Below are 24862 nucleotides of genomic sequence, written 5' to 3'. Positions count from 1 at the left end.
CGGTCAGCTCGCGCCGACGACCAGCGACAGGCCGAGGGTGAGCATCGTGGCGGCGACCAGGCCGTCCAGTACGCGCCATGAGGAGGGCCGCGCGAAGAAACCGGTCAGCAGGCGGGCGCCGAAACCCAGTGCCGTGAACCAGCACAGGCTTCCGAGGGTGGCGCCGATGCCGAAGGCCCACCGCAGGTCGCCCCGGTGGGCGGCCACGCTGCCCAGCAGCAGCACGGTGTCCAGGTACACGTGCGGGTTGAGCCACGTCAGCGCCAGGCAGGTGAGCACGACCCGGCGCGCGGACGTCGTGGGTGCGCTCTCGACGGTCATCGCCGACGGGTGGAACGCCCTGCGTGCGGCCAGGAAGCCGTAGCACAGCAGGAAGGCACCGCCGACGAGCCCGACCACCGTCAGCGCCTGCGGGAACGCCGCCACCGCCGCGCCGACGCCGCCGACCCCGAGCATGATCAGCGCCGCGTCCGACAGCGCGCAGATCGCGACCACGGCCGGCACCCCGGCCCGGCGGATGCCCTGCCGGAGCACGAACGCGTTCTGCGCGCCGATGGCCACGATCAGGGACAGGCCGGTGCCGAACCCGGCGGCCGCCGCGAGCAGCGCGTCTCTCATGAACGGGAGATTAGGTGCGCGAAACCCGACAGTACAGCTAAAGATTCTAATGTAACATTAGCGCTCGTGATGACCGATCTGCCGCTCGACCAGGTCCGCACACTGCTGGCCGTCGCCGACGAGGGGACGTTCGACGCGGCGGCCGCCGTGCTGCACGTGACACCCTCAGCGGTGAGCCAGCGGGTGAAGGCGCTCGAACAGCGCACCGGCGGCGTGCTGGTGACACGGACCAAGCCGGTGCGGCTCACCGACTCCGGGCAGGTCGTCGTGCGGTTCGCGCGGCGGCTCGCCGCCCTGGAACGGGACGCGCGCGCCGAGCTGGGCATGAGTGGGGCGGGGGAGCCGGTCCGGCTGCCGATCGCGGTGAACGCCGACTCGCTCGCGACGTGGTTCCTGCCCGCGCTCACGCGGGTGGTGGCCGACCCGCCGGTGTGCTTCGAATTGCACCGCGAGGACCAGGACCACACGACGACGTTGCTGCGGGACGGGACGGTGATGGCCGCGGTGACGTCGTCGGCGACGCCCGTGCAGGGTTGTTCGGTGCGCCCGCTCGGCGGTCTGCGGTACCTGCCCGCCGCGACGCCCGAGTTCGCGGCGCGGTGGTTCACCGGGTCCTTCGCCGAGGACCTGGCGCGGGCGCCCGTGGTGGTGTATGACCGGCGTGATGACCTCCAGGACGCGTTCGTGCGCACCGTGAGCGGCCGGGACGCGAGCGCGCTGCGGCACTACGTCCCGGCCTCGGAGTCGTTCGCGGCGGCGGTCACGGCGGGGCTGGGGTGGGGGATGGTGCCGTCGGTGCAGGCCGAGCCCCGGCTGCTGGCGGGCACGCTGGTGACGCTCGCCGACCGGCCGGTGGACGTGCCGCTGTACTGGCAGCAGTGGAAGCTCGACTCACCTGCCCTGTCCGCGGTGGCCGACGCCGTGGCGGCGGTGGCGTCGGACGCGTTGCGGAGGACCGCGCCATGAGGTTCGCGGACCACACGTTCGACCTGCCACTGGACCACGACCGGCCAGGCGGCGAACGGATCACCGTGTACGCGCGGGAGGTGACGGCCGATCCCGGCCTGCCGTGGCTGCTGTTCCTCGGCGGCGGCCCCGGGTTCCCGGCGCCGCGTCCGCTGGGCGACGAGGGCTGGCTGCTGCGCGCGCTGCGGGACTACCGCGTGCTGTTGCTCGACCAGCGCGGCACGGGCCGGTCGACACCGGTGACCAGGCGGGTGGCGCTGGAACGGGGCGCGGAGTACCTGACGTGTTTCCGGGCGGACTCGATCGTCCGCGACGCCGAGGCCATCCGCGTGCGGTTGACGGGCGGCGAGCCGTGGACCGTGCTCGGTCAGAGCTTCGGCGGGTTCTGCACGGTGTCCTACCTGTCGTTCGCGCCGGAAGGGCTTCGCGCGGCGCTGGTGACGGGTGGCCTGCCGGGCGTCGGCACGGACGCGGCGGACACGTACCGGGCGCTGTACCCGGTGGTGGCCGCGAAGAACCAGGCGCACTACGCGGCGTACCCGGCGGATGCCGCCCAGGCGCGCCGGGTGGCGTCGCACCTGAGCGCGAACGACGTCCGGCTGCCGACCGGGCGGCGGTTCACCGCGGCGGCGTTCCAGTCGCTGGGGAACCTGCTCGGAGCCGGGGACGGCAGCGCGCGGCTGCACTACCTGCTGGAGGCCCCGTTCGCCGGTGCCGGGCTGTCGGACGCGTTCCTGCTGGCGGCGACCGAACTGTCGTGGTCGCCGGTGGCGAACCCGCTGTACCACCTGCTGCACGAGGCGACGTACGCGCAGGGCAGCGGTGCGACCGGGTGGGCGGCACAGCGGGTGCGCGCGGAGTTCCCGGAGTTCGACGCCGACGACCCGGTGTACTTCACCGGCGAGATGGTCTACCCGTGGATGTTCGACGACGACCCGTTGATGGCCCCGCTGCGCGGAGTCGCTGACGAGCTGGCCGCACGTCCGCACTGGACCAGCCTTTATGACGTGGACCGGTTGCGCGCCAACGAGGTGCCGCTCGTGGCCGCCGTGTACGACACGGACATGTACGTGCACCGCGACCTGTCACTGCGGACCGCGGCACTGATCGGCGGCGCCCGTGTGTGGCACACCGCCGACCACCAGCACGACGGTCTGCGCGTGAGCAACGGCGAGGTCATGTCCCGGCTGCTGGAGATGCTCTCCAGTCAGCAGGACTTCGTGTAACGGCAGGCCACCACCGAGGGTCGTTCCACCGGGTGGCCCTGCGCCAGGGACCACGCGAGCCGGACGTACTGCGCGTGGGTCCAGACGAGTGGGGTCGCCGACGTCGTGCCGGTGCCGGGCCGGGCGCCGAGTGGGGCCGCGTTGTCCCACACCTGTTCCGGGAGCATGAGGGCGGCGTTCGCGGTGCCGGCGATCGTCGACAGGCGGGTGCGGGCGGTGTGGGGGTCGCCCGCCAGGAGTTCGTACTCGCCGCGTTCGCCCGCGAGGATCGGCCACAGACGGCCGTAGGTGCGGGTCGGGGTCGGCCAGTTCACGTTCCACGGGCCACCGTTCGCCTGCTCGCCGTAGCCGTCGCCGGTGAAGCGGTGCCACAGTTGGCCGACCGGGGTGCGTTCGCCCAGTTCCCGGTCCACCACGCTGATCGTGTTCCGGACCGCGGGGTCGTCGGCCGGGCGGATGCCGAGGCGGACCAGTTCCAGGAAGCTCAGGTCGACCACCGTGCGCTGGTCGACCTCGCCGATGTTGTTGTCGCCCAGGTTGTAGGTGGTGCCCGCGTCCGGGTTCCCGTCCTTGGTCAGGCGCAGGTAGTACGGGTCGGGTGACAGCGGGCCGGTGCTCGTGAGCGTCCACTCCTCGACCTTCGACGCCCACTCGTCGGCGATGGCCAGGTAACGCTTGGCGGTGGTTACGTCGCCCCGCCCGGGTCAGCAGGTCCGCGAGGCACACCAGGCCCGCGATCCCCGACGCGATGGTCGCGGGGGAGTAGCCGCTCTGGTTCTCCCAGCGCTCCTGCTCGGTGAACGGGGCGTCGGGGTAGTTCACCATGAACTCGGCCGCCCGGCGCAGACCGTCCAGTGTGGACTCGTCGGTGCGGTTCAGCAGCCAGGCGAGCAACATCGGCGACGCGGTCTCGTCCAGCTGCACGCTCGTCCAGTACGGTTCGCCCGTCACCCTCGTGTTCTGCGGCAGGTGACCGTCCGGCTGTTGCTGCACGTTCAGCATGTAGTCCAGTGCCCGGTTGGCGCCGTCCTCGTCACCAGCGGCCAGCAGGCCGGTCGCGATCTGGTAGAGGTCGCGCGGCCACACCAGCGCGTACGACCCGAACTCCGGTGCCAGCTCGCGGTCGAAACCGAACGCCCACGGGAAACCCGGTGCCGCGATGTACGCGCCGGGGTTCTGCTTGTCCTCCGACGCCGCCAGCACCAGCAGCGAGCTGCGGTACACCGCGCGCTCGTGGCGGGACAGCGACGGCGGGGTCCGCAGACCGGAAACGTAGTCCTGCCACCCCTTCGCGTACTCGGCCGCCGCCTTCGCGAAGCCCGTCGACAGGGACGCGCGGGCCGTGGTCACGGCGGACCGCCGCGTCGGGCCGAACCCCAGGGCGAGCGTGTCGTGCCGGTGCCGCTTGCCATCCACGCGCAGCTCGCCGGTCTGCACGACGTTGCCGGGGCCCGCCTTCGGATACCGCCAGTCCATGCGGTGGTCGGCCAGGTCGGTCCAGCCGTCGCTCGTTCCCAGGTAGCCCGTCGAGGTGGCCGCGAACCCGCGGCCGGCCATCAGTGCCGACGCCGCCGCGTCGTCCGACGCGACCAGGGCGTCGCCGCCCGCGCCCGTGTCGTCGCCGCCCTCGCGGGACAGCGCCGGGTCGTACACGGCGTACACCCGCAGCGGCTCGCGGGCGCGGAAGTCCAGGTCGACCAGCACGGTCGCGCGCCGGGGATCGGTGACGTACGTGAGCACGGCCCTCCAGCCGGTGCCGTCGGCGGTCTGGCGGAACGTCAGGTCGCCCACCTGCTCGGTGTTGCCGCGCACCGGCTCGGTGAACGTGCGACCGTCGGTGACCACGAACTGCAGCTCTCGCGCCGCCGGGGTGCTGAGGTCGGGGTAGAACACCTCGGTCACGCGGCCGCCGCCGAGGGTGAACCACACCGGGCTCGCCGCGCCGCTGTGCGCCGTGCCGAAGCCGTGTTTGTCGGCGGGCTGGTAGACCGCCCGTGCGCCGGGCGCGCCGGGTGCTTCACCGCCCGGTACCGCTGCCGTCGTCGTCGAAACCACCGCCAGAACCGATAGCAGGACTGTCATCCGCACCCTGTCCACGGTGCCCCACGGACCGGTCGCCTGCATGACGAGCGAGCGGAAAATGCGTGGACGAGGCACGATGGCACCATCATGGCTGCCGGGAAACAGGTGAAGCGCGCGACGATCGCGGTGGTGGGTGCGCTCGTGCTCGTCGTCGGGGTCGCGCTGCTGGTCCTGCCGGGGCCCGGCCTGCTGCTGGTGCTCGCCGGTCTCGTGATCCTCGCGACCGAGTTCCCCGCGCTGGAGCGGCATGTCGACCCGGTGCGGGACCGCGCGATGAAGGCGGCTGAGGACAGCGTGTCCTCGCCGCTGCGGATGGCAGGGTCCGTGCTCGTCGGGCTCGGGCTCGTCGCGGCCGGGATCGTCTGGGGGCTGCGGGTGTTCCCGTGGTTGCCGTGGGCGGGTTGGAGCACCGGGTCGAGTCTGATCGTGTCCGGGCTCGTGCTGTTCGCGCTGCTCGGATGGAGCTACCGGAAGGTCAGCGCACGGCGTCGGTGAGGTGCCTGCCGAGCAGCTCCGATACCGGGCGTGCGCGCGGTGGCCTGGCCCCGTGATCAGCGCGGCCTTGGCCCGCGGCAGGGCGCTCGCGAACACGGCGAACGGGGGCGTGAGCGGCGGTGCACACGACACGGCCCCCGGCGCGGGAAGCGCCGGGGGCCGTGTTCGTCACTCAGCTGGTCAGCTCGCGCCGCCCGGCTGGACGACGCCGTTGACCGTCAGGGTGTACGGCGCGTACTGGTTGACGAGCTCGGTCGGCTCGTCGTACGCGACCACCGCGACGACCTTCGGGAACGCGGTCAGGAACAGCAGCTGCAGCCAGCCGAGCTTGACCTTGTTCCTGCCGTCGAACTCGACCTGCAGCGCGATCTGGTTCCGCTCGTTGTAGGCGATGAGCTTCAGGTTCCAGTTGTGCACCGGGAACGGCCGGATCTCGGTCGGCGAGTCGAACGGGTCGACCGAGGAGCCGTCGCTGACGGTGGTGCCGCCGACGGTGACGTCGTCGATGAGGACGCCGCCCTCGTTGACGCCGCCGTCACTGATGTACTGGAAGCCCACCAGCACCGTCTGCCCCGCGTACGCGGACAGGTCGAACGAGTGCGGTTCGAACCCGTCCGTCGTGCCGTTGAGCGACGGGCCCTGGGGACCGGGGACCGTCTTGTCACCGGGGATCGCCGTGTAGGTCGCGCCGCCGTCGGTGGAGACGACCACGTAGCCGTAGTCGTAGCCGAGCTCGGCGCCGTACTTCGCCTCGAAGCGCAGCGTCGGGTCGGCCGTGGGCACGGCCACCGACGTCACCGCGGTGGCGTTGATGTTGTTGCCGTTGCCCGACCACAGCACGGGGTCACCCGCGCTGTCCGGGTCGTCCGACACGACCGTCCACTCCAGCGGGAGCGAGGGCAGCGATGCCGCACCGTCGAACGACAGCGACCTCAGGTCCCTGCCCTTCAGCACGGTTCCGTCCGCCCTCTGCAGCGGCACGAAGTCGGCGCCGTTCGGTGCCGCGCCCGGGGTGGCGTAGGACGCCGGGTTGGCCAGGTTCACCGTCGAGCGCAGGCTCGGCGTGGTCACCCTGCTCTTCGGCACACCGAGCACGACACCCCGCCGCGAGTCGCCGACGATCTTGTCCAGCAACGTCATCGACTGGTAGTCGTGCAGCACGCCGTACATGTCCGACACGCCTTCGGCTTCGAGCGCCGCGTCGAGGCTGGCCAGCCCCTGGCGTTCGCCGTCGGTGTGCAGCCGGGTCATGAAGTCGGTGCCGTACCGGTCGACGAGGAACTGCATGACCGCGTACGCGTTGCCGTAGTCCGCGAGCACCGCACTCGGGTTGTTGCCCTCACCCCACAGGTTCAGCGAGTTCTCCGCACCACCGCAGTCCCTCGGGTTCGTGTTGTACGGCGTCTGGACGGTGCCGAAACCCTGGTAGCAGTAGATGTGGCTGTCGCCGCCCTTGTCGAACACGGTCAGGCGCGGGTCGACGTAGCCGACGAGCGTCTGGGCGTAGTCCGAGAGGCCCTCGTTGATCCAGTTCCCCTCGAAGGGGTCGGTGTAGTACATGAGCAGGTGCTGCCACTCGTGCGCGAACGTGCCCTCGTACAGGCGCGGGCGTGCCGGGCGGCTGGTGCACAGGTCGTTCGTCGGCTCGTCGGCGGGCTCCGCACCGGTGCGGTGCGCCCAGTCGAACGCGTCGACGGTCATCACGTTCCGGTCGACCAGCTCGTTGAACTGGCCGGAGAAGAAGCCGGCGATGTAGGTCGGCGCCTCCGGGAACGTGTAGTAGTTGTCGTCGCGCACGTTGTCGATCAGCGCGACCGTGTTGTCGCCCTCGCCGGTGAAGTCGAAACCTTCCAGCGCGGGGTCGGCGTTGCTGCCGTCGCGGTCCGGCGGCGTCGAGAAGACCTCGGTCTCCTTCGGGTACATGTTGTTGTCGAACTCGCTGACGAGCTCGGCGACCTGGGCGTCGGTGACGTCCGTGGTACCCGCGATCTGGTTGCGGCAGTCGTCCGCGGGGAACGACGTGTCGTTCGCGACCCAGACCTCGATCTTGTCGCCGACTCCGCGCAGCGTGTACTCCTTGAGGTACAGCTGGCCCTGGGTGTCGTCCAGCGCGAGCCACGGCCGGACCGTGCCGACCGGCGGCGTCACAGCGGTGGCCGCGACGCGCTTGTCGGCGCTCGGCTGGTAGCTGGCCGGCACGTCCACCGGCTTGCCGTTGAGCGTGAAGTCCTTGCGGGTCAGCTCGCGGGTGTCGTCGGCGATGGGTGCCGTGGGCGCCCCCGCCGCCGCAGGAGCGGGCAGTACCTGCAGAAGTGGAACCACGAGCAGAGCGGCCGCGACCGAGACTAATCGGCGTCGTCGCATGTAAACCCTTTCGATGTGCGCGCCCGCCGTGGGGGTGCCCACGAGCGGGCACGGTTGTACATGCCCCCGTACCCCGGTTTCTCGGTTCGGAGGTTGCGCGTGTTTCACAAGTGGGACGACGGGTTTTTCCCGGTTAAGAGCCTGCGGGTGATCAACTGGCTACTGCTCGTGGTGTCGAACGTTCATACGTCTTGGTCGAGCCCGGCGAGGAAGGTGCGGACCGCCTGGTCGAACAGCGCGTCCTGGTCCGGGGCGTCCAGGTGGTGGTTGGCCGCGAGCGTGGGGTAGCGGTCGGCGTTGGCGCGGATCAGCTCGTACGCCGATGTCCTCGGCAGCTGCCCGTGCCAGGTGGACTCGGTGAGCGCGGCGCCGACCGTCAGGTTGGCGAGGCCGTGGGTGGCGGCCGCGAGGGCCGCGCCGGTGCGCCCGCTCCGTGCGAGCGTGGACTGCAGGAACTCCGTGCGGGCCAGGACGTTCGGGCCCAGCATCGGGCGGCCGATCAACGTCGGTGACCACGGGTGGCGCAACATCGTGGCCCGCCACCGTAGGACCAGCGTGCGCGCGTCGGCCGTCCAGTCCCCGGTCCTGGCGGGGATCGCCACCTCGGCGAAGATCGCGTCGACGGCCAGGTCCAGCACGTCGTCCTTGGTCCTCACGTGCCAGTACAGCGTCGGCGCCGCCACCTCGAGGCGCTCGGCGAGCTTGCGCATCGTGAGGTGCGCCGTGCCGTACTCGTCGAGCAGTTCGACCGCCGCGGCCGTGATGCGGTCCCGGGTCAGCGTGTCGCGGCGGGGTCTCTCCTCCCGCAGCCACACCTCGCCCGCCACGCCGCCCGACTGGCCACCACGTCCACCCGCTCGCAAACCCTTCGCGTCCACGCACCGCACTCTAGTACGTTGGTCGGGTACTCGACCAACGTTCGAGGAGGCCTTCTTGGCACACGTGGACGTCACCGGCCTCACCCACCGCCTCACCGACGGCCGGGTCCTGTTCGACGACGTCTCCTTCCGCGTCGGCGAGGGCGTCACCGCGGGGCTCGTCGGGCCCAACGGCGCGGGGAAGACGACCCTGTTGCGGCTGATCGCCGGCGAGCTGCGGCCATCGGCTGGCACCGTCGCGACCTCCGGTGGCATCGGCGTGATGCGGCAGTTCACCGGTCCCGGCCGCGTTCGTGACCTGCTGTTGGGCGTCGCCCCCGCCCGGATCCGCGCCACCACCTCGGCACTCGCCACGGCCGAGGCCGCGCTCGCCGACGACGAGGCGTCCCAGCTGGCGTACGCGACCGCGCTCGCCGAGCACGTCGACGCGGGCGCGTACGACATCGAGGTCGTGTGGGACACCTGCACCACCACCGCGCTCGGGCTGCCCTACGACCGGGCGGCGGACCGGCCGCTGGACACGCTGTCCGGCGGCGAGCAGAAGCGGCTGGCGCTGGCGGCGCTGCTGCGCGGACCGGACGAGCTGCTGCTGCTCGACGAGCCGGACAACTACCTCGACGTGCCAGCGAAACAGTGGCTGGAGGAGCGGCTGGCCGCCAGCACGAAGACGATCCTGCTCGTGTCCCACGACCGGCAGTTGCTCGCCGCCGCCTCCGACCGGATCCTGGCGGTCGAGAACCGGGACGTGTGGGTCCACGGCGACGGCTACGCCACCTTCCCCGCCGCGCGGAACCGGCGCGTCGCGGAGATGGACGACAAGCGCAAGCGCTGGGAGGACGAGCACCGGCGGCTGCGCGTCATGGTCAACACGCTGCGGCAGACCGCGGCGCGCAACGACGCCGTGTCCTCGGCGTACAGGGCGGCCCGCACCCGGCTCGACCGGTTCGAGGAGGCGGGCCCGCCGAGGCGCCCGCCGCGCGAGCAGAACGTCCGGATGCGCCTGTCCGGCGGGCGGACCGGGAAACGGGCGCTGACCTGTGAGCAGGTCGCGCTGACCGGGCTGACCCGGCCGTTCGACCTGCACGTGTGGTTCGGCGAGCGGATCGGGGTGCTCGGCGGCAACGGCTCCGGCAAGTCCCGGTTCCTGCACCTGCTCGCCGGCCAGCACGTGCCGCACACCGGCACGTTCGGGCTGGGTGCGCGGGTCGCGCCAGGCCTGTTCGCGCAGACCCACGTGCGGCCGGACCTGCACGGCCGCCGGGTGGCCGACATCGTGATGACCGACGCCGCGCTGGTGCGCAACGACGCGATGGCAGCGCTCGCGCGGTACGAGATCGCCGCCGAGGGGCAGCAGACCTACGAGACGCTGTCCGGCGGGCAGCAGGCGCGGCTGCAGATCCTGTTGCTGGAGCTGGCCGGGGCGACCCTGCTGCTGCTCGACGAGCCGACCGACAACCTCGACCTCGCGAGCGCTGAGGCGCTACAGGCGGGCCTGGCCGGGTTCACCGGCACGGTCGTGGCGATCACCCACGACCGTTGGTTCGCCGGGGAGCTGGACCGCCACCTGTACTTCGGCCAGGACGGCCGGGTGACCGAAGTGGACCGTCCGGTGTGGACATGAAAGCGCGGTGAAAGTGCCCGGGGTGACACTGGCGCCATGAGTACCGACCACCTGTTCGGCACCGGCCCCGACCCTTGGTGGGCGGTGAGTGCGAGAAATCGGTTGATCACGGCCGGTAATGTCTACGGCATGACGACAACGTTCTTCCGACTCGGCTAGCAGCCGCTAGCCGGATCGAGGACCCCCCCGCGGCTGGCGAGGTGGGGTGACTGCCCGTCGCCCCAGGTCGCACTTCGGGAGTGTCGTCATGCCCGCGCACCGCCGCCCGGCGGTGGGTACCCGCCTGTTCGCACGCACCATCCACGGCCTCGAGCACGTCGCCGCAGGAGAACTCCGCGATCAGGGCTGCACGGTGCACACCGTGACCCCACGCCAACTCGTTCTGACCGCACCGGCCGCCCTTCCCACCCCGAGGACGGTCGACGACCTGTTCCACCTCGTGCTCGTCATCCCGGATCCCGGTGCCACCAAACCGGATCTGGTCGCGGTGACGCGGGCACTGGCTTCGGCGCCGCTGGGGGTGGCGCCGGCGCCGGTGCTCAGCGTCTCCGCGTCGACCGCCGGCCGTCGCGGCTACAGCAGGTACGACGTCGAGGACGCGGTCGGTGCCGTCCTCGCGGCGCGGCTCGGCGCGGTCTACGCGTCCCGCCGGGACGGCGGGAAACCGCCGTCCGGTGCCGTCGACTGGCGCGTCACCGTAGATGCCTCCGGTGTCCACATCGGACCACGCGGAGCCCGTCCACCGCTGCACAGAAGGCCGTGGAAGACCGCGTCGGTGCCGGGCACCCTGCACCCGCCGGTGGCCGCCGCCATGGCCAGGCTGGCCGGGATCCGGCCAGGCGACGTGGTGGTGGACCCGTGCTGCGGCGCGGGCACGCTGCTGGCCGAGGCGCCCGACGGGGCCTTCCGCGCCGGCAGTGACCGCGCGGGAGTGGTGGCGGCGCGGACCAACGCCCCGCACCTGTCGTGGTTCACCTCGGACGCGCGCGGGCTCCCATATCCGACCGGGTCCGTGGACCACGTCCTGACCAACCCCCCGTGGGACCGGCAGGTCACGGCCCACGGCACGTTCGCGGAGTTCGTGCGCGAGTGGCGCCGCGTGCTCCGTCCCGGCGGCAGGCTCACCTACCTCGGCCCGCACGACCCGCCGCGCGGCTGGCAGGTGGTCGGCCGCCACCCGATCAGCCTGTTCGGCCGGCACCCGGTGATCACGATATGCGTACGGTAATGGGAAGTACGGGAAATTCCGGACTCGTTCGGCTGTGGTGTCCCGGCCGGTTCGTGGCGCACGCTTTTGGGCGTTGTCCTTCTACCCCTGCTGGAGGCAGCGAGTCATGCGTGCATTCCTCGTCTCACTGACCGTGGGCGCGCTCGTCGCGTTCGCCACCCCGGCGGCCGCCGCGCCGCCTGCCGTGCTCGCCGCGCCGAACATCCCGGTCGCGAACGTGCAGGCGCACCTGAACCAGTTCCAGTCGATCGCGACCGCCAACGGCGGAAACCGTGCGCACGGCAGACCCGGCTACCGCGCGTCGATCGACTACGTCCAGTCCCGGCTCAACGCGGCCGGCTACACGACATCACTGCAGTCGTTCACGTCCGGCGGTGCGACCGGGTGGAACCTGATCGCCGAGTGGCCGCGCGGCGACGCCAACAACGTGATCATGGCCGGTGGCCACCTGGACAGCGTCACCTCCGGGCCGGGGATCAACGACAACGCGTCGGGGTCCGCCGCGCTGCTGGAGGTGGCGCTGACCGTCGCCAGCCAGAACCTCGACCCGGGCAAGCGGATCCGGTTCGGCTGGTGGGGCGCGGAGGAGCGCGGCCTCGTCGGGTCGACCTACTACGTGAACAACCTGCCCTCCGCCGAACGCTCGCGCATCAAGGCCTACGTCAACTTCGACATGATCGGTTCGCCCAACGCGGGCTACTTCGTGTACTCGGCGAGCGGGCAGCCCTCGGGATCCCTTGCATTGCAGCAGGTCCTGCAGGAGCCGTTCGCCGCGATGGGGGTGCCCACCGAGTTGACGTCGGTCGGTGGCCGGTCCGACCACGCCGCGTTCGCGAACGCGGGCATTCCGATCGGCGGGCTGTTCACCGGCGCGGAGGTGTCGAAGACCTCGGCGCAGGCACAGAAGTGGGGCGGCACCGCGGGACAGGCGTTCGACCGCTGCTACCACGCGTCGTGCGACACGACGAGCAACATCAACGTGACCGCGCTGGACCGCAACACCGACGCGATCGCACACGCGGTGTGGACGTTGTCGGCGGGCACCACGCCGCCGCCCGGTCCGCGTTTCGAGAACACCACGGACTTCGCGATCCCTGACCTGTCCACTGTGGAGAGCCCGATCACGGTGACCGGTGTCGCCGGCAACGCGCCTGCGGGCCTGCGGGTGGCCGTCGACATCAGGCACACCTACATCGGCGACCTGGTCGTGGACGTCCTGGCGCCGGATGGCAGCGTGTACAACGTGCACAACCGGTCTGGTGGCAGTACCGACAACCTCGCGACCACGTACACGGTCAACGCGTCGAGCGAGGTCGCGAACGGCACGTGGCGCCTGCGCGTCCGCGACGCCGCGGCCAGGGACACCGGGACGATCAACGCGTGGAGCCTGCAGTTCTGATGAGTGTCCCGCGCCGGGAATGCGGTGCGTGAGTGGGCCGTCGAATCAGGTGCCGGATTCCGGCGCGTCACACCAGCGTTGCCGGTGTGATCGACGATGTCACCGACGCCGAACGCGAACAGATCCACGACGCCGTGGACAAGGGCACTGTTCGCGTTCGGCGCGGACGGCCCGAACCTGTTTCGGCACGTTCAAGCTGGGCCGCGCGGACCCGGCCGGACGATCGGACAGCGACGCGCGCCGCCATCGGCACAGCGCTAGGAAGCACGGGCCTCGTAGACGGCGGCGGCCACGGTCAGGTCCTCCCATGCCATCCCGACGCTCTTGAACACGCGCGGCCGGTCGTCGGGCACGGTGGCCTCCTGCCGGACGACCGCCGCCAGCGGGACGAGGTCGGTCGTCCCGGCGAGGATGACGTCGCCGGCCTCGCGGCGGGCGGTGGCGATCGACTCGACGACGACCGTCGTCATCAGCTCGGCGGGGAGTTCGCGTGCGTCAGGTTCGTGCGAGCCGACCGCTACGACCGTCGTGTGCGGACGGACCAGTGCGGCGTCGAACAGGGGAGTGCGGGCCGTTGTCGTGCAGCAGACGATGTCGGCTTCCCCGACCGGGGACGGGTCGTCGCCGCGACCGAGCAGTGTGGTGCCGGTGACCTCGCGGACGGCCTCGACCGCGGCCACGTGGCCGTGCGCCTGCGGCCCCCTGCCGAAGACCACCAGCCGCGCGGGTGAGTCGGGCGCGAGGTGGTCGACGGCCAGTGCCGACACCGCCGGGGTGCGGAGCGTGGTGAGCGCGGGCCCGTCGAGCAGCGCGAGCGGTGCGAGGGTGGCGGCGTCCATCAGCACGTACACGCCCTTGATCCGCGGGGTGCTGTCCGCGGCGACCGTCGCCAGCTTGACACCGGTGTACCGGGCGCCGGAGGAGGGCATCAGCAACAGTTGACCGGCGGGCACCGGCACGACCGTCCGTACCGGGTCGGCGTCCACGTCGAGGCCGGCCAGCAGTGCGCCGCGCAACGCGTGGACGGCACCGGCGTAGGTGAGCGCCATGACCGCGTCGTGATCGAAGAAGGGCAGCATCCCAGCACCGTAGTCACGGGACCTGGACCTCCAGCGAAACCGCGACTGGGCTGGCTAGTGCAATTTTTCGACGAATTCGCGCAACTATCTAGCAGATCGATGTGATCTGGGTTACGGTCCCGCCGTGACATGGACACGGACGTGGTTGGTGGTCGGGGCAGTCGTCGCGCTGGGCGTGGGTGACGCGGTAGCGATGGCGGCACCACAGGTGACACCGGCCCAGCCGGTCGTCACACGGGCCGGGCTCGCGCCACACCTGGTCGAGGGCAGGGGAGCGGACGTCGCGTTCCTCGAACAGGAGGCCGAGAACGCGGCCACGAACGGCACGGTCATCGGGCCCGACCGGACCGCCTACACGCTGCCCGCCGAGGCGTCCGGCCGCGCCGCGGTCCGGCTCACCCCCGGCCGGCACGTCGAGTTCACGCTGCCGGCCGCGGCCAACGCGATCACCGTCCGCTACAGCATTCCGGACGCGCCGGGTGGCGGTGGCATCACCGCACCGCTCGCGGTGTCGGTGAACGGCAAGCGCCGCGCGACGATGACGCTGACGTCGCGGTACTCGTGGCTCTACAACCAGTACCCGTTCACCAACGACCCCGGCGCCGACCTGTTGCACCCCGACTGGTGGATCACCGAGTGCGCCTGCGTGCCGTCCCAGACTGACCCGCCGCCGGTGATCAGGAAACCGTTCCGCCCCACGCACTTCTACGACGAACAGCGCCTCCGGCTCGACCGCACCTACCGAGCGGGTGACACGATCCGGCTCACGGCGTCGGACGGGGCCGCGTGGACGGTCATCGACCTGCTCGACTCCGAGCTGGTCGGACGGCCGCAGGTCGAGAGAGGAGCGCTCGACGTCCGGCTGTTCGGTGCCGACCCGACGGGCCGCCGCGACGCGGCGCCCGCGATCGAGCGGGCCATCGCGCTGGCCGGGTTCCTGAACGTGCCGGTGTACCTGCCGCCGGGCACGTTCCAGGTGAACCGGCACATCGTCGTCGACGACGTCACGATCGTCGGCGCCGGGAACTGGCACACGGTCGTCAAGGGTCGCGAGGTCGCGCTCGACCCGCCGGCCCCCGACGGCTCCGTGCACACCGGCGTCGGGTTCTACGGCCGGGACGCGGCGGACGGCGGCTCGCGCGACGTGCACCTGTCCGGGTTCGCCATCGAGGGTGACGTCCGCGAACGCATCGACACCGACCAGGTCAACGCCATCGGCGGCGCGATGAGCGACTCCACGATCCGCGGCATGTACCTCCACCACACCAAGGTGGGGCTGTGGTTCGACGGGCCGATGTCCGGCACGGTGGTCGAGGACAACGTGATCACCGACCAGATCGCGGACGCGCTGAACTTCCACACCGGTGTCACGGACTCGGTGGTGCGCGACAACTTCGTGCGCAACACCGGTGACGACGGGCTTGCCATGTGGGCGGAACACGAGCAGAACGCACGCAACACCTTCGACCACAACACCGTGCAGTCCCCGGTGCTGGCCAACGGGATCGCACTGTACGGCGGCACCGACAACACCGTGTCGCACAACCTGGTCGCCGACCCGGTCCGGGAGGGCAGCGGCATCCACGTCGGCTCGCGGTTCGGCGCGGAGCCGTTCACCGGGCACGTGTGGGTCACCGGCAACACCACCGTCCGGGCCGGCACCTACGAGCTGAACTGGAACATCGGCCTCGGCGCGATCTGGTTCTACGCGCTGGACCGCGACATCGCCGCGGACATCCGGGTGACCGGCAACCACTTCCTGGACAACACCCACAACGCGATCATGTTCGTGAGCGACTGGCCGGTGAAGGACCTGTACTCGATCCGCGGCGTGCACTTCCGCGACACGAGGATCGACGGCACGGGCACGTCGGTGCTCAGCGCCCGTGTGATGGGCGGCGCGACGTTCGAGAACACCGACGCGCGCAACGTCGGCGCGGTGGGCGTGAACAACTGCGGCTCGTTCAACTTCCCGGCGACGGGCTCGGAGTTCACGGTGACCGACGCGGGCGGCAACGACGGCGGCTGGCTCGCGCCATGGATGCTGCCGAACACCATCACCTGCGAAGACCGGCCGCCGGTGGTGCCGCCCCCTGCGCCCTCGGAGTGGTGAGGTATTACTACCGGGTGTTCGAGACCTATCTGCTGCCGGTCACCACGGCGCTGACGGTCTTCCCGCTGCTCGCCCTGATCGTGATGCTCCCGGTCGCGGTGGTCTCCTACCGGCGCCGCGGCCGGGCCGGCGGGTGGACGGTGCTCGTCTTCTACTGCTTCCTGTTCTACCTGCTGGCCGCGTTGATGCAGACGGTCGTCCCGCTGCCCGCGAACCCGGCGGAGTACTGCGCTGAGCAGACCTACGCCTCGACACCGCAGCTGCGCCCGCTGTACTTCGTCGACGTCGTGCAGACCCGGGCCCGGGTGGCTGGCACGTGGCTCACCCCGGCGCTGTGGAGCACCGCGCTGAACGTGGTGCTGCTGGCGCCGCTCAGCTTCTTCCTGCGGTACCTGTCCGGCACCCGGTTCCTCGCGGCGACGGCGCTCGGGTTCGGCACGTCACTGTTCTTCGAACTGACACAGCTGACCGGGCTGTGGTTCATCTACCCGTGCGCGTACCGCCTGTTCAGCGTGGACGACCTGATCCTCAACACGTCGGGCGCGGCAGTGGGCTGGCTGCTCGCCGGCCCGCTGATCCGCCTGCTGCCCGACCTCGACCCGGAACGCGACCGCCGCCGCTACGCCACCAGGGTGACCGCGAGCCGCCGCCTGCTGGCGTCGCTGACCGACATCGTGGCGTTCGGGGTGCTGCTGGTGCTCGTGCTTGGCCTGGTGAAGCTGTTCGGCCTGACCGTGTCCCGCGGCCTGGTCGTGCTGGTGCTGGCGGTGGGTTACTTCTGGGCGGCGCCGGTGCTGACCGACACCACGCTGGGCAAACGCGCCATGCTGCTGCGGGTCGAGCGCACCGACGGCCGCAGGGCAGGTCCGCTGGCGTGGTTGGTGCGCAACGGGGTGCTGCTGTCCCCGCTGTGGCTGGCGTGGCTCGCGCTCTCGGTGGACCGGTGGGACCTTCTCGGTGCGCCGCACCAGCTCCTGATCCCGCTCGGCGCGCTGGTGTCGGCGTTCGTGGTCGGCGCCTGGACCCCGCTGGCGGTGTTCTTCGGCGACGAACCCGCCCCGTACGAACGGCTGTCCCGCACCCACATCGTGGCGATCATGGACGGAAATCCGGCGAGAACAAACAACAATTAACTATATAGATGTCCGATTTTAGCGCTCGGGGAGCGTCCCGAGCGGCGGCACGACCTGCCCCTACTCACAGACGGTCGTTCAGGGCACGTCACCCGTGCCCGTGCAGCGGTCGCAGGGCGGGCTGGTGCTGTGAAACCCGGGCACTACGCGCCTCGGCCCGCGCAGCGGGGGCCTCGACCCCACGCAACCCCGAGGGTGGTGCAAGCCCGCCCCCAGGGGCTACCTGGCATCCCCTGGCAGCCGACCCACCCCTCCGCCACCCTCGAGAACCTGCCGTCCGGTGAGGGCAAACCCCACCACAACACCCGAACTGCCGTGAATGGGCCGTTCAGGGCGCTGAGCGCCCTGAACGCGCCTTTCAGGGCATTGCCACGCCGTCAACGCGCCCGCCCCGCACAGCCGACCAGAATCAGTCGTCTAGTCGTCCATGGCCTGGGTGTCGCGTGGCGGCAGGAACGGCTCGACGGACTCCGGGTGGCCCTGCGCGATCTCCTTGCCGCGCGTCAGTTCCGCGTCGAACTCGGCGCCGAACAGGATCGCCAGGTTCGACAGCCACAGCCACACCAGGAACACCACGACACCGGCGAGCGAACCGTAGACCTTGTTGTACGAGGCGAAGTTCGCGACGTACAGGGCGAACCCGGCCGACGCGGCCACCCACACCAGGACCGCCAGCGCACTGCCCGGCGTGATCCAGCGGAACCCTGGCTGCCGCACGTTCGGCGCCGCCCAGTACAGCAGCGCGATCACCAGGGTCACCAGCAGCGCCAGCACCGGCCACTTCGCGATGTCCCACACCACGATGCCCGTCGAGCCGAGGCCGAGCGCCTGCCCGACCCGTTCCGCGATGCCGCCGGTCAGCACGACGCCCAGCGCCGTGATCGCGAGCAGGATCATCACCGTGATCGTCAGCGCGATGCGCAGCGGCACGGTCTTCCAGATGGGCCTGCCCTCCTCGATCTCGTAGATCGCGTTCGACGCGCGGATGAAGCCGCCCAGGTAGCCCGACGCGGCCCACAACGCGCTCAGCAGACCGATGATCGCGAGCGGTCCCGCGACCGAGGAGTTCGCCGTCAGTTGCCGCACCACGTCCACGAGCACGCCCTGCGCCTGCTCCGGCGCGAACTCCCGCAGGTTCTGGACGATGGTGTCGGGGTTGCCGACGAGCCCGATCAGACTGGCGAGCACCACGACCGCGGGAAACAGCGACAGCACGGTGTAGTAGGTCAGTGCGGCCGCCCAGTCGAGCAGGCCGTCGTCCATGAACTCGCGGAACGTCCGTTTCAGCGCACCCCACCACGCGTGCTTGGGCAGGTCGGCGGGTGTCTCGGTACGCATGGCTTCTCCTTCGGGCGACGTCCTCGGAACGCGGTGTACCCCTGTCGGGGGGCGATGCAACCCGTGAGCCGCCATTCGCGTGTTACAGATCATGAACCTGCGCAGAACCTCCGGCGCCATCGCCGGACTCGCCGTCGTGGCCGCGGTCGTGTCCGCGAGCCCGGCAGGCGCCGAGGACCCGCCGCCCGCAGCGGCCGGGCCGGAGCACCTGACGACCGTCACCCTGCTCACCGGCGACCAGGTCCGCGTCGTGGACGGGAAGGTCGCGGGCATCCGCATGGCGATCGGCCGGGAGACCCAACCCGTCTGGCAGTACGAGATGAACGGCCACCAGTACGTGCTGCCCGCCGACGCCGCCCCGCTCGTGGCGCAGGACCGGCTGGACCGGCGGCTCTTCGACGTGACGGAACTGGTTCGCCAAGGGCTCGACGACGCGGCGACCCGCACCGTGCCGCTGATCGTCGAGGGTGCCGCGCCGGGTGCCACCGAACGCACCGCGACCCTGCCCGCACGCGGACTGACCGTCGTCGAGGCGCCCAAGGACGGCGCGGCGTGGCGCGGCATGCGCACGGCCAGGTCCGCGGGCAAGGTCTGGCTCAACGGCCGGGTGCTGCCGACGCTCGAGGAGAGCGTGCCGCAGGTCGGCGCCCCGCAGGCGTGGGCAGCCGGGTTCACCGGCACCGGCGCGAAGGTCGCGGTCCTCGACACCGGCTACGACGTGGACCACCCCGACCTCGCGGGGATCGTCGACGCGGCACAGGACTTCACCGGTGAGGGCATCACCGACACCGTCGGGCACGGGACGCACGTGGCGAGCACGATCGCCGGGTCGGGCGCCGCGTCGGACGGGCGCCGCAAGGGCGTCGCGCCCGGTGCGCGGCTGCTGGTCGGCAAGGTGCTCGGCGAGTACGGCGGCACCGAGGCGGACATCATCGCAGGCATGCAGTGGGCCGTGGACCAGGGTGCGGACGTCGTCAACATGAGCCTCGGCGGCGCCCCGACCGACGGGACCGACCTCATGTCGCAGACGCTGAACGAGCTGTCGGACACCAGTGGCACCCTGTTCGTCGTGGCCGCGGGCAACAACGGTGCCCGCGGGACCGTCGGCTCGCCCGGCGCCGCCGACCGTGCGCTCACCGTCGGCAGCGTCACCAAGGACGACCGGCTGTCCGAGTTCTCCAGCCGGGGCCCTCGGGTCGGTGACCACGGCCTGAAGCCGGAGATCGCCGCGCCGGGGTCGGACATCGTCGCGGCCCGTGCCACCGGCACGAACCCCGGGACCTCCGTCGACGAGCACCACACGCGGATGTCCGGCACCTCCATGGCGACCCCGCACGTGGCGGGCGCCGCCGCCGTCCTCGCCGCGCAGCACCCGGACTGGACCGGCGCGCAGGTCAAGGACGCGCTCGTCGGCAGCGCGCAACGCCTGCCGGGCATCGACACCTACGCGCAGGGCGCCGGGCGGCTCGACCTCGCCCGCGGTGTCACCCAGCCGGTGCGGGCCGAGGGTCTGCTCGGCTTCGGCACCGTGTGGGCGGGCGACGCGGACACCGTGGACCGCAAGGTCGGCTACGTCAACGACGGCGACACCCCGGTGACGCTGGACCTCACGCTCGGCACCGGCAGCGACCTGTTCAGTGTGGACACTCAGCGCGTGACGGTGCCTGCGCACGGGAGTGCGGCAGTGACCGTGACCCTCCGCGTGCCGGCCGAGCAGGCGGGGGAGCCGAGTGGTGCGCTCGTCGCCACCGCGGCCGGTGTCACGCTGACCACCCCGCTCACCGCCCACCTGCCCGGCACCGCGCACACGCTGACGGTGGACGTGCTGCCCCGCGGCGAGAACCCGGTCACGTCGTTGCTGGTCGTGCAGGACACGCGGTCCGGCAGGTCCCAGGGCGGGGTGTTCTTCGATGGCGAGACCGCCACGTTCACCGTGCCGACGGGCGACTACCGGGTGCTCGGCCGCGCAATGGACTTCACGGCGGGCACCGACACCCTGTTCGTGGAGCAGGCCGGGATCGCCGGTGACACGGACGTGGTCGTGGACACCAAGCGCGGCAAGGAGATCACGGCCGCGGTCGACGATCCGGAAGCGCGGTGGCAGCACGGTGGTGGCACCGCCCTCCTGTCCGAGGTGGGCGGCACCGGCGCGAGCGTCGCACGCGGCAACAATGTGTCCCGGCGCGCGAAGCTGTACTCGATCGGCAGCCCGCGCATGGACGGCGTCAGCCTGGTGCACTTCGGGTACTGGACCCAGCCGTTCGCGACGGTCACGGTCGACGGGCCCGACGGGTTCGAGGTCGAGGACACCTACGTCTCGACCTACCCACGCCTGAACGGCAGGGTCACCGGCGAGGTCGTCCACGTCGGCCACGGTGAACGCGAGGCCATCGACGCGGCGGGTGACGTGCGCGGCAAGATCGCGGTGATCGCCGCGACGGGCCCGGACGATCCGGTGTACCCGCCGGAGCAGCAACTGCAGGACGGTATCGCGCTGCTCGCGGAGCGGGGTGCGAAGCTGGTGCTGTCGAACTACAACCCGCAGTACAGCGACCCGAACCCGCCGGATCTTGCGCTGCCGGTCGTGATGGTGTTCAACTTCGCCGACCTGCAGGACGTGGTGGCGCGCCTGGCGGACGGCCCGGTGCCGGTCACGGTGACCGGCAGGAAGAACGCGGCGGCGTCCTACTTCCTCGCGGGCGAGGTCGCCGGCCGTGTCCCCGGCGGGCACGCGTTCCGGTTCGCCCGCAAGGATCTCGGCGCCATCGATCGCGAGCTGGTGGACACGCTGCCCGCGAAGAAGTACCGCTTCCTGCCTGCCAACTGGTCGTTCGCCGGCTTCACGGCAGGCGCCGACGTGGAGGTCGACTGGCCGCGCCGAGGCACGGACTACGTCTCGCCGGGCGCGGCGCTCACCATGTTCAGCTCGGCGGGCTTCACCGAGGACGGCGTCGGCTTCGGCAACGAGGTGGCGATCCCGATGACACTGAAGCGGGGCGAACGCGAGCACGTGCGCATGTTCGGCGCACCGTTCGGCCCGGAGCTGACGACCGCGCCGGTGAGCCGTCAGGACGGCAAACCGGTGCCCTACGCGTACCGGAAGGGCGACAAGCTGACGATGTCGGTCCCGATGTTCGCCGACAACGACCCGGCCAACGCAGGCATGTTCGACCCCACCAACAGCGGCACCACGGTCGTCTTCGCGAACGGTGAGGAGATCGCCGGAAGAGACGACCTGGCTGGCCTGGGCACGTTCGACCTACCCACTGGCCCGGGCACGTTCACAGTGATCGCGAACGCCCACCGCCCGGCGTCCGAGACCCTGGCCCCACCGCTGTCGACACACACCCGGGCGGAGTGGACGTTCCGAACGGGTCCTGGCACGCAGGAGCGGGTGGCGTTACCGCTTCTGGACATCCGCTGGTCCCTGCCACTGGACGCCCACAACCACGCCAGGACAGGCGCCATCCGGGGCGGCCTGACGGTAGCGACCCAGCCAGGCGCGAAGCCGTCCCGGATCAGGTCGGTGACGGTGGAGGTGTCGTACAACGAAGGCCGAACCTGGCAGAAGGCAACGGTCGGCAAACGCGCCAACCGCTTCGTGGTCCACATCCCAGGCGGCGGCACCCCGGACAGCTACGCCTCACTGCGAGCCACCGCAACCGACCAGGCAGGCAACAAGGTGACGGAGACCATCACACGCGCATACGCATTACGCTGACACCCCTTTCAGGGCGCCAAGCCGGGGGTGCAGCGCCCCGGCTTGGCCCGCGAAGCGGGCCCGCGGCCATGCAACCGCGTCCAAGGGAGTGACCCGAAGGGTGTTTCGGGACGTTGAGTGATCACTCGGTGCCCCTCGGACACTGAGTTGGGTGAAAGCTGATGGTTCTGGCAAAGAACCTCCGAACGGGCCCTTGATCCGCGGCGTTTCGGGTGGTTGCGTGCATCCGGCCGACCCACGGCCCGCCAGACCGGCGGCGACCGGGTGGGACGCGCAGATGGAGGTATCCCAAGTGCGAAGAACCACCTTCCGAGCGTTCGTCGCGGCGGCGGTTGCGGTGTCCGCTGCCGGCGTCACCGCGGTGACCGCCACCCCAGCCGTCGCGCAGGACGCGGCCGAGGCGCACTTCGTCGTGCTCGGACCGCAGCACGGGTCGCTGGGCCGGACCGAGGCGTCGATCCGTGCGGCCGGCGGCGAGGTACTGCAGAGCTGGCCGCAGATCGGGGTCGTGATCGCGACGTCGACCAGCGCGGACTTCGCGTCGGAGGTCCGGCGCAAGCCGGGCGTCGCCGGCGCGGGTGCTTCCAGGAACCTCGCTGAGCTTGGTCAGGCGGCGGCTGGTGCGCGTGCGGCCGGTGCTGCGGAGAAGCAGGGCATGCTCGCGAAGATCGACGCCGTGGCGACCACCGCCGCGAAGTCGGCGCCAGTGGCCGGTGCCGTCACGCCGGAACCGCTCGAGGCCAACCAGTGGGGCGTGCGGGCGGTCAAGTCGGACCAGGCCAACGCGATCTCCGGTGGCAGCCGCGACGTGGTCGTCGGTGTGCTGGACTCCGGCATCGACGCTGCGCACCCCGATCTCGCGCCGAACGTGGACGCGTCGACGTCGGTGGGCTGCACCAACGAGGGCGTGCCCGACACGTCCCCGGCGGCGTGGGCCCCGACGACCAGCTCACACGGCACGCACGTCGCGGGCACCATCGCCGCGGCACGCAACGGGGTCGGTGTCGCCGGTGTGGCACCGAACGTGCGGCTGGCCTCGGTGAAGGTCGTCGACGACGACGGCTTCATCTACCCGGAGTACGCGATCTGCGGGTTCGTGTGGGCGGCCGAAAAGGGCATCGACGTCACGAACAACTCGTACTTCATCGACCCGTGGTACCTGTGGTGCAAGACCGACAGGGACCAGGCGGCGGTGATCCAGGCCGTGCAGCGGGCCGTGGACTACTCGGTGCGCAGGAACGTGGTCAACGTGGCCGCGCTCGGCAACAGCAACTGGGACCTGTCCCACCGGATCACCGACAGCGGCAGCCCCAACAACGGGACGCCGGTCGAGCGGACCGTCGGCAACGAGTGCATGGACATCCCGGCGGAACTGAACGGTGTCGTCGGTGTCTCGGCGATCGGCCCGGAGATCCGCAAGTCGTTCTACTCCAACTACGGTGTCATCGAGGCCGACGTTACCGCCCCCGGCGGTGACTCGCGTCAGGTCGCCGACACCCCGGCCGGCAACGGCCGGATCCTGTCGACGATCCCCGGCGGGGGCTGGGGTTACTCCCAGGGCACCTCGATGGCCTCCCCGCACGCGGCCGGGGTCGTGGCGCTGATCCGCAGCACCCACGGCAACTGGCCCGCTCCGCTGGTGACGGCGTCGCTCGGCCTGCGTGCCGACCGGTTGCCGTGCCCGGCGGGTGTCTACGACCCGGACGGGTCGGGACAGTTCCTCGCGACCTGCCAGGGCGGACAGTCCGGCAAGGGCTTCTACGGCTTCGGTGTCGTGGACGCTCTGGACGCGGTGACCCGCTGAGTCAGCTGAAATAGCGGAACGCCCCGGGTGCCGTTGTCGGACGGCACCCGGGGCGTTCTCGTTCGCGGGCCCGGCAGCCGACGCGCAAGCCGCTCGGCTCGACCGCGGCTCGCTTCGGGGCGCCCGCCGCGGCTTCGTTGAGCGCCCATCGCGCTGGGGTGCGGCCGTCGGGGCGGACCTTCGGGCAGGGCGTTGACTCCCCACCCCGGCTCGGCCACCGTCTGCTCATGCGGGCCGGGCGGCGGGTTGTGATCGGGGTGTTCGCTGGGCAGGTCGTGCTTTTCCTCCTGCTGGCCCTGGTACTCCGCTCGGTCGTGCCGCTTGTCGTCGCACTGCTCGCGGTCGTCGCGCTTCTCGTCGTGCTCCTCCGGTGGCAGCGGGACGACGCTCGCAGGCAGCACCTCCTCACCGCGGGCACCATGGTGCCCGCGCGGCTGGTCTCCTCCCGCGCCACCGCCATTCGCATCAGGAACCGCGTCCTCCAGGCGCACACCTTCGAAGCGCACGCGGCCGGCCGCGTCCTCCGTGCCGAGGCGCGGGCCTTCGTCCACCTGCCCGTCGGCACCGCCGCGACCATCGCCTACGACCCCGCCGCCCCGGGCAACGCGACCGTCGTGGATGACCTCGACGGTTCGTGACTCGATCACTGGACCGGGTGGAGTTCCGTTCACACGCACCGGTGACGGCACGCAGGAACGCACAGGTCAGCCGCCACTGATGCGAATTTGGACATCTTTCATGTAGCGGACAACACACCGGCTCTTCGGGTTTCCTGACGGACGACAGGCCGATCGGGC

17 protein-coding genes and 1 pseudogene are annotated in these 24862 nt (G+C 71.1%); 11 read left to right on the top strand and 7 right to left on the bottom strand.

All coding sequences use genetic code 11. From position 1 onward, the window contains the following. Window positions 1-3: 3 nt before the first annotated feature. Window positions 4-618, bottom strand: coding sequence for a LysE/ArgO family amino acid transporter (locus ACFPCV_RS02995; protein ID WP_378054181.1), 615 nt, complete (start codon window positions 616-618; stop codon window positions 4-6). Window positions 619-687: 69 nt separating this feature from the next. Between ACFPCV_RS02995 and ACFPCV_RS02990 the strand changes: the two genes are divergently transcribed. Both ACFPCV_RS02990 and ACFPCV_RS02985 read left to right on the top strand, forming a co-directional pair. Further along, window positions 688-1584 carry a LysR family transcriptional regulator ArgP gene (locus ACFPCV_RS02990; protein WP_378055016.1) on the top strand — a complete coding sequence of 299 codons (897 nt, stop codon included), beginning with the start codon at window positions 688-690 and terminating at the stop codon, window positions 1582-1584. Continuing rightward, complete coding sequence (locus tag ACFPCV_RS02985) at window positions 1581-2810, top strand: alpha/beta fold hydrolase (protein ID WP_378054179.1); 1230 nt, start codon at window positions 1581-1583, stop codon at window positions 2808-2810. The genes ACFPCV_RS02990 and ACFPCV_RS02985 overlap by 4 nt, the downstream gene beginning before the upstream one ends. Here ACFPCV_RS02985 and ACFPCV_RS02980 read toward each other — a convergent pair. Together ACFPCV_RS02980 and ACFPCV_RS02975 are read right to left on the bottom strand one after the other, a co-directional pair. Further along, window positions 2792-3472 (bottom strand): glycoside hydrolase family 15 protein, encoded by a 681-nt coding sequence (locus tag ACFPCV_RS02980; protein ID WP_378055015.1) that lies wholly within the window; start codon window positions 3470-3472, stop codon window positions 2792-2794. The genes ACFPCV_RS02985 and ACFPCV_RS02980 overlap by 19 nt on opposite strands. Before the next feature lie 94 nt (window positions 3473-3566). Then, window positions 3567-4892: pseudogene (locus ACFPCV_RS02975) on the bottom strand (glycoside hydrolase family 15 protein); the annotation flags it as partial. A gap of 87 nt (window positions 4893-4979) precedes the next feature. Here ACFPCV_RS02975 and ACFPCV_RS02970 point away from each other — a divergent pair. Then, complete coding sequence (locus ACFPCV_RS02970) at window positions 4980-5387, top strand: PGPGW domain-containing protein (protein ID WP_378054177.1); 408 nt, start codon at window positions 4980-4982, stop codon at window positions 5385-5387. 180 nt (window positions 5388-5567) lie between these two features. Here the strand turns inward: ACFPCV_RS02970 and ACFPCV_RS02965 are convergent, their stop codons facing one another. Then, a complete protein-coding gene (locus ACFPCV_RS02965) occupies window positions 5568-7709 on the bottom strand; it encodes a choice-of-anchor J domain-containing protein (protein WP_378054175.1) in 2142 nt (713 codons plus the stop codon). Window positions 7710-7933: 224 nt separating this feature from the next. Next, window positions 7934-8629, bottom strand: coding sequence for a TetR/AcrR family transcriptional regulator (locus ACFPCV_RS02960; RefSeq protein ID WP_378054173.1), 696 nt, complete (start codon window positions 8627-8629; stop codon window positions 7934-7936). A gap of 55 nt (window positions 8630-8684) precedes the next feature. On the opposite strand from ACFPCV_RS02960, the gene ACFPCV_RS02955 reads away from it, so the two are divergent. The 3 genes from ACFPCV_RS02955 to ACFPCV_RS02945 all read left to right on the top strand — a co-directional run bounded on the left by ACFPCV_RS02955 (window position 8685) and on the right by ACFPCV_RS02945 (window position 12877). Continuing rightward, window positions 8685-10250, top strand: coding sequence for an ABC-F family ATP-binding cassette domain-containing protein (locus tag ACFPCV_RS02955; protein WP_378054171.1), 1566 nt, complete (start codon window positions 8685-8687; stop codon window positions 10248-10250). Window positions 10251-10497: 247 nt separating this feature from the next. After that, window positions 10498-11478, top strand: a complete 981-nt coding sequence (locus ACFPCV_RS02950; protein WP_378054168.1) for a TRM11 family SAM-dependent methyltransferase — start codon at window positions 10498-10500, stop codon at window positions 11476-11478. A 106-nt stretch (window positions 11479-11584) separates the two neighbouring features. Next, window positions 11585-12877: a M28 family peptidase gene (locus ACFPCV_RS02945; protein ID WP_378054166.1), complete on the top strand. Its 1293-nt coding sequence runs from the start codon at window positions 11585-11587 to the stop codon at window positions 12875-12877. Between the two features lie 257 nt (window positions 12878-13134). Here ACFPCV_RS02945 and ACFPCV_RS02940 read toward each other — a convergent pair whose 3' ends face one another. Continuing rightward, a complete protein-coding gene (locus tag ACFPCV_RS02940) occupies window positions 13135-13956 on the bottom strand; it encodes an ornithine cyclodeaminase family protein (protein ID WP_378054164.1) in 822 nt (273 codons plus the stop codon). A 124-nt stretch (window positions 13957-14080) separates the two neighbouring features. Between ACFPCV_RS02940 and ACFPCV_RS02935 the strand changes: the two genes are divergently transcribed. Together ACFPCV_RS02935 and ACFPCV_RS02930 are read left to right on the top strand one after the other, a co-directional pair. Then, a complete protein-coding gene (locus ACFPCV_RS02935; RefSeq protein ID WP_378054162.1) occupies window positions 14081-16069 on the top strand; it encodes a glycosyl hydrolase family 28-related protein in 1989 nt (662 codons plus the stop codon). Between the two features lie 14 nt (window positions 16070-16083). Next, window positions 16084-17202: a VanZ family protein gene (locus ACFPCV_RS02930; protein WP_378054160.1), complete on the top strand. Its 1119-nt coding sequence runs from the start codon at window positions 16084-16086 to the stop codon at window positions 17200-17202. Window positions 17203-17619: 417 nt separating this feature from the next. Here the strand turns inward: ACFPCV_RS02930 and ACFPCV_RS02925 are convergent, their stop codons facing one another. Continuing rightward, a complete protein-coding gene (locus tag ACFPCV_RS02925) occupies window positions 17620-18540 on the bottom strand; it encodes a YihY/virulence factor BrkB family protein (protein WP_378054158.1) in 921 nt (306 codons plus the stop codon). A 91-nt stretch (window positions 18541-18631) separates the two neighbouring features. On the opposite strand from ACFPCV_RS02925, the gene ACFPCV_RS02920 reads away from it, so the two are divergent. The 3 genes from ACFPCV_RS02920 (at window position 18632) to ACFPCV_RS02910 (ending at window position 24703) form a co-directional block, all read left to right on the top strand. Then, window positions 18632-22261 (top strand): S8 family serine peptidase, encoded by a 3630-nt coding sequence (locus tag ACFPCV_RS02920; RefSeq protein WP_378054156.1) that lies wholly within the window; start codon window positions 18632-18634, stop codon window positions 22259-22261. Window positions 22262-22553: 292 nt separating this feature from the next. Then, window positions 22554-24065, top strand: coding sequence for a S8 family peptidase (locus ACFPCV_RS02915; protein WP_378054154.1), 1512 nt, complete (start codon window positions 22554-22556; stop codon window positions 24063-24065). Window positions 24066-24292: 227 nt separating this feature from the next. After that, window positions 24293-24703, top strand: a complete 411-nt coding sequence (locus ACFPCV_RS02910) for a hypothetical protein (protein ID WP_378054152.1) — start codon at window positions 24293-24295, stop codon at window positions 24701-24703. Window positions 24704-24862 lie beyond the last annotated feature (159 nt).

Source organism: Actinophytocola glycyrrhizae (genome assembly GCF_042653545.1).
GTDB classification, from domain to species: domain Bacteria; phylum Actinomycetota; class Actinomycetes; order Mycobacteriales; family Pseudonocardiaceae; genus Actinophytocola; species Actinophytocola glycyrrhizae.
The sequence above is the reverse complement of the archived record's forward strand: the minus strand, read 5'-3'. Positions and strand labels throughout refer to the sequence as shown.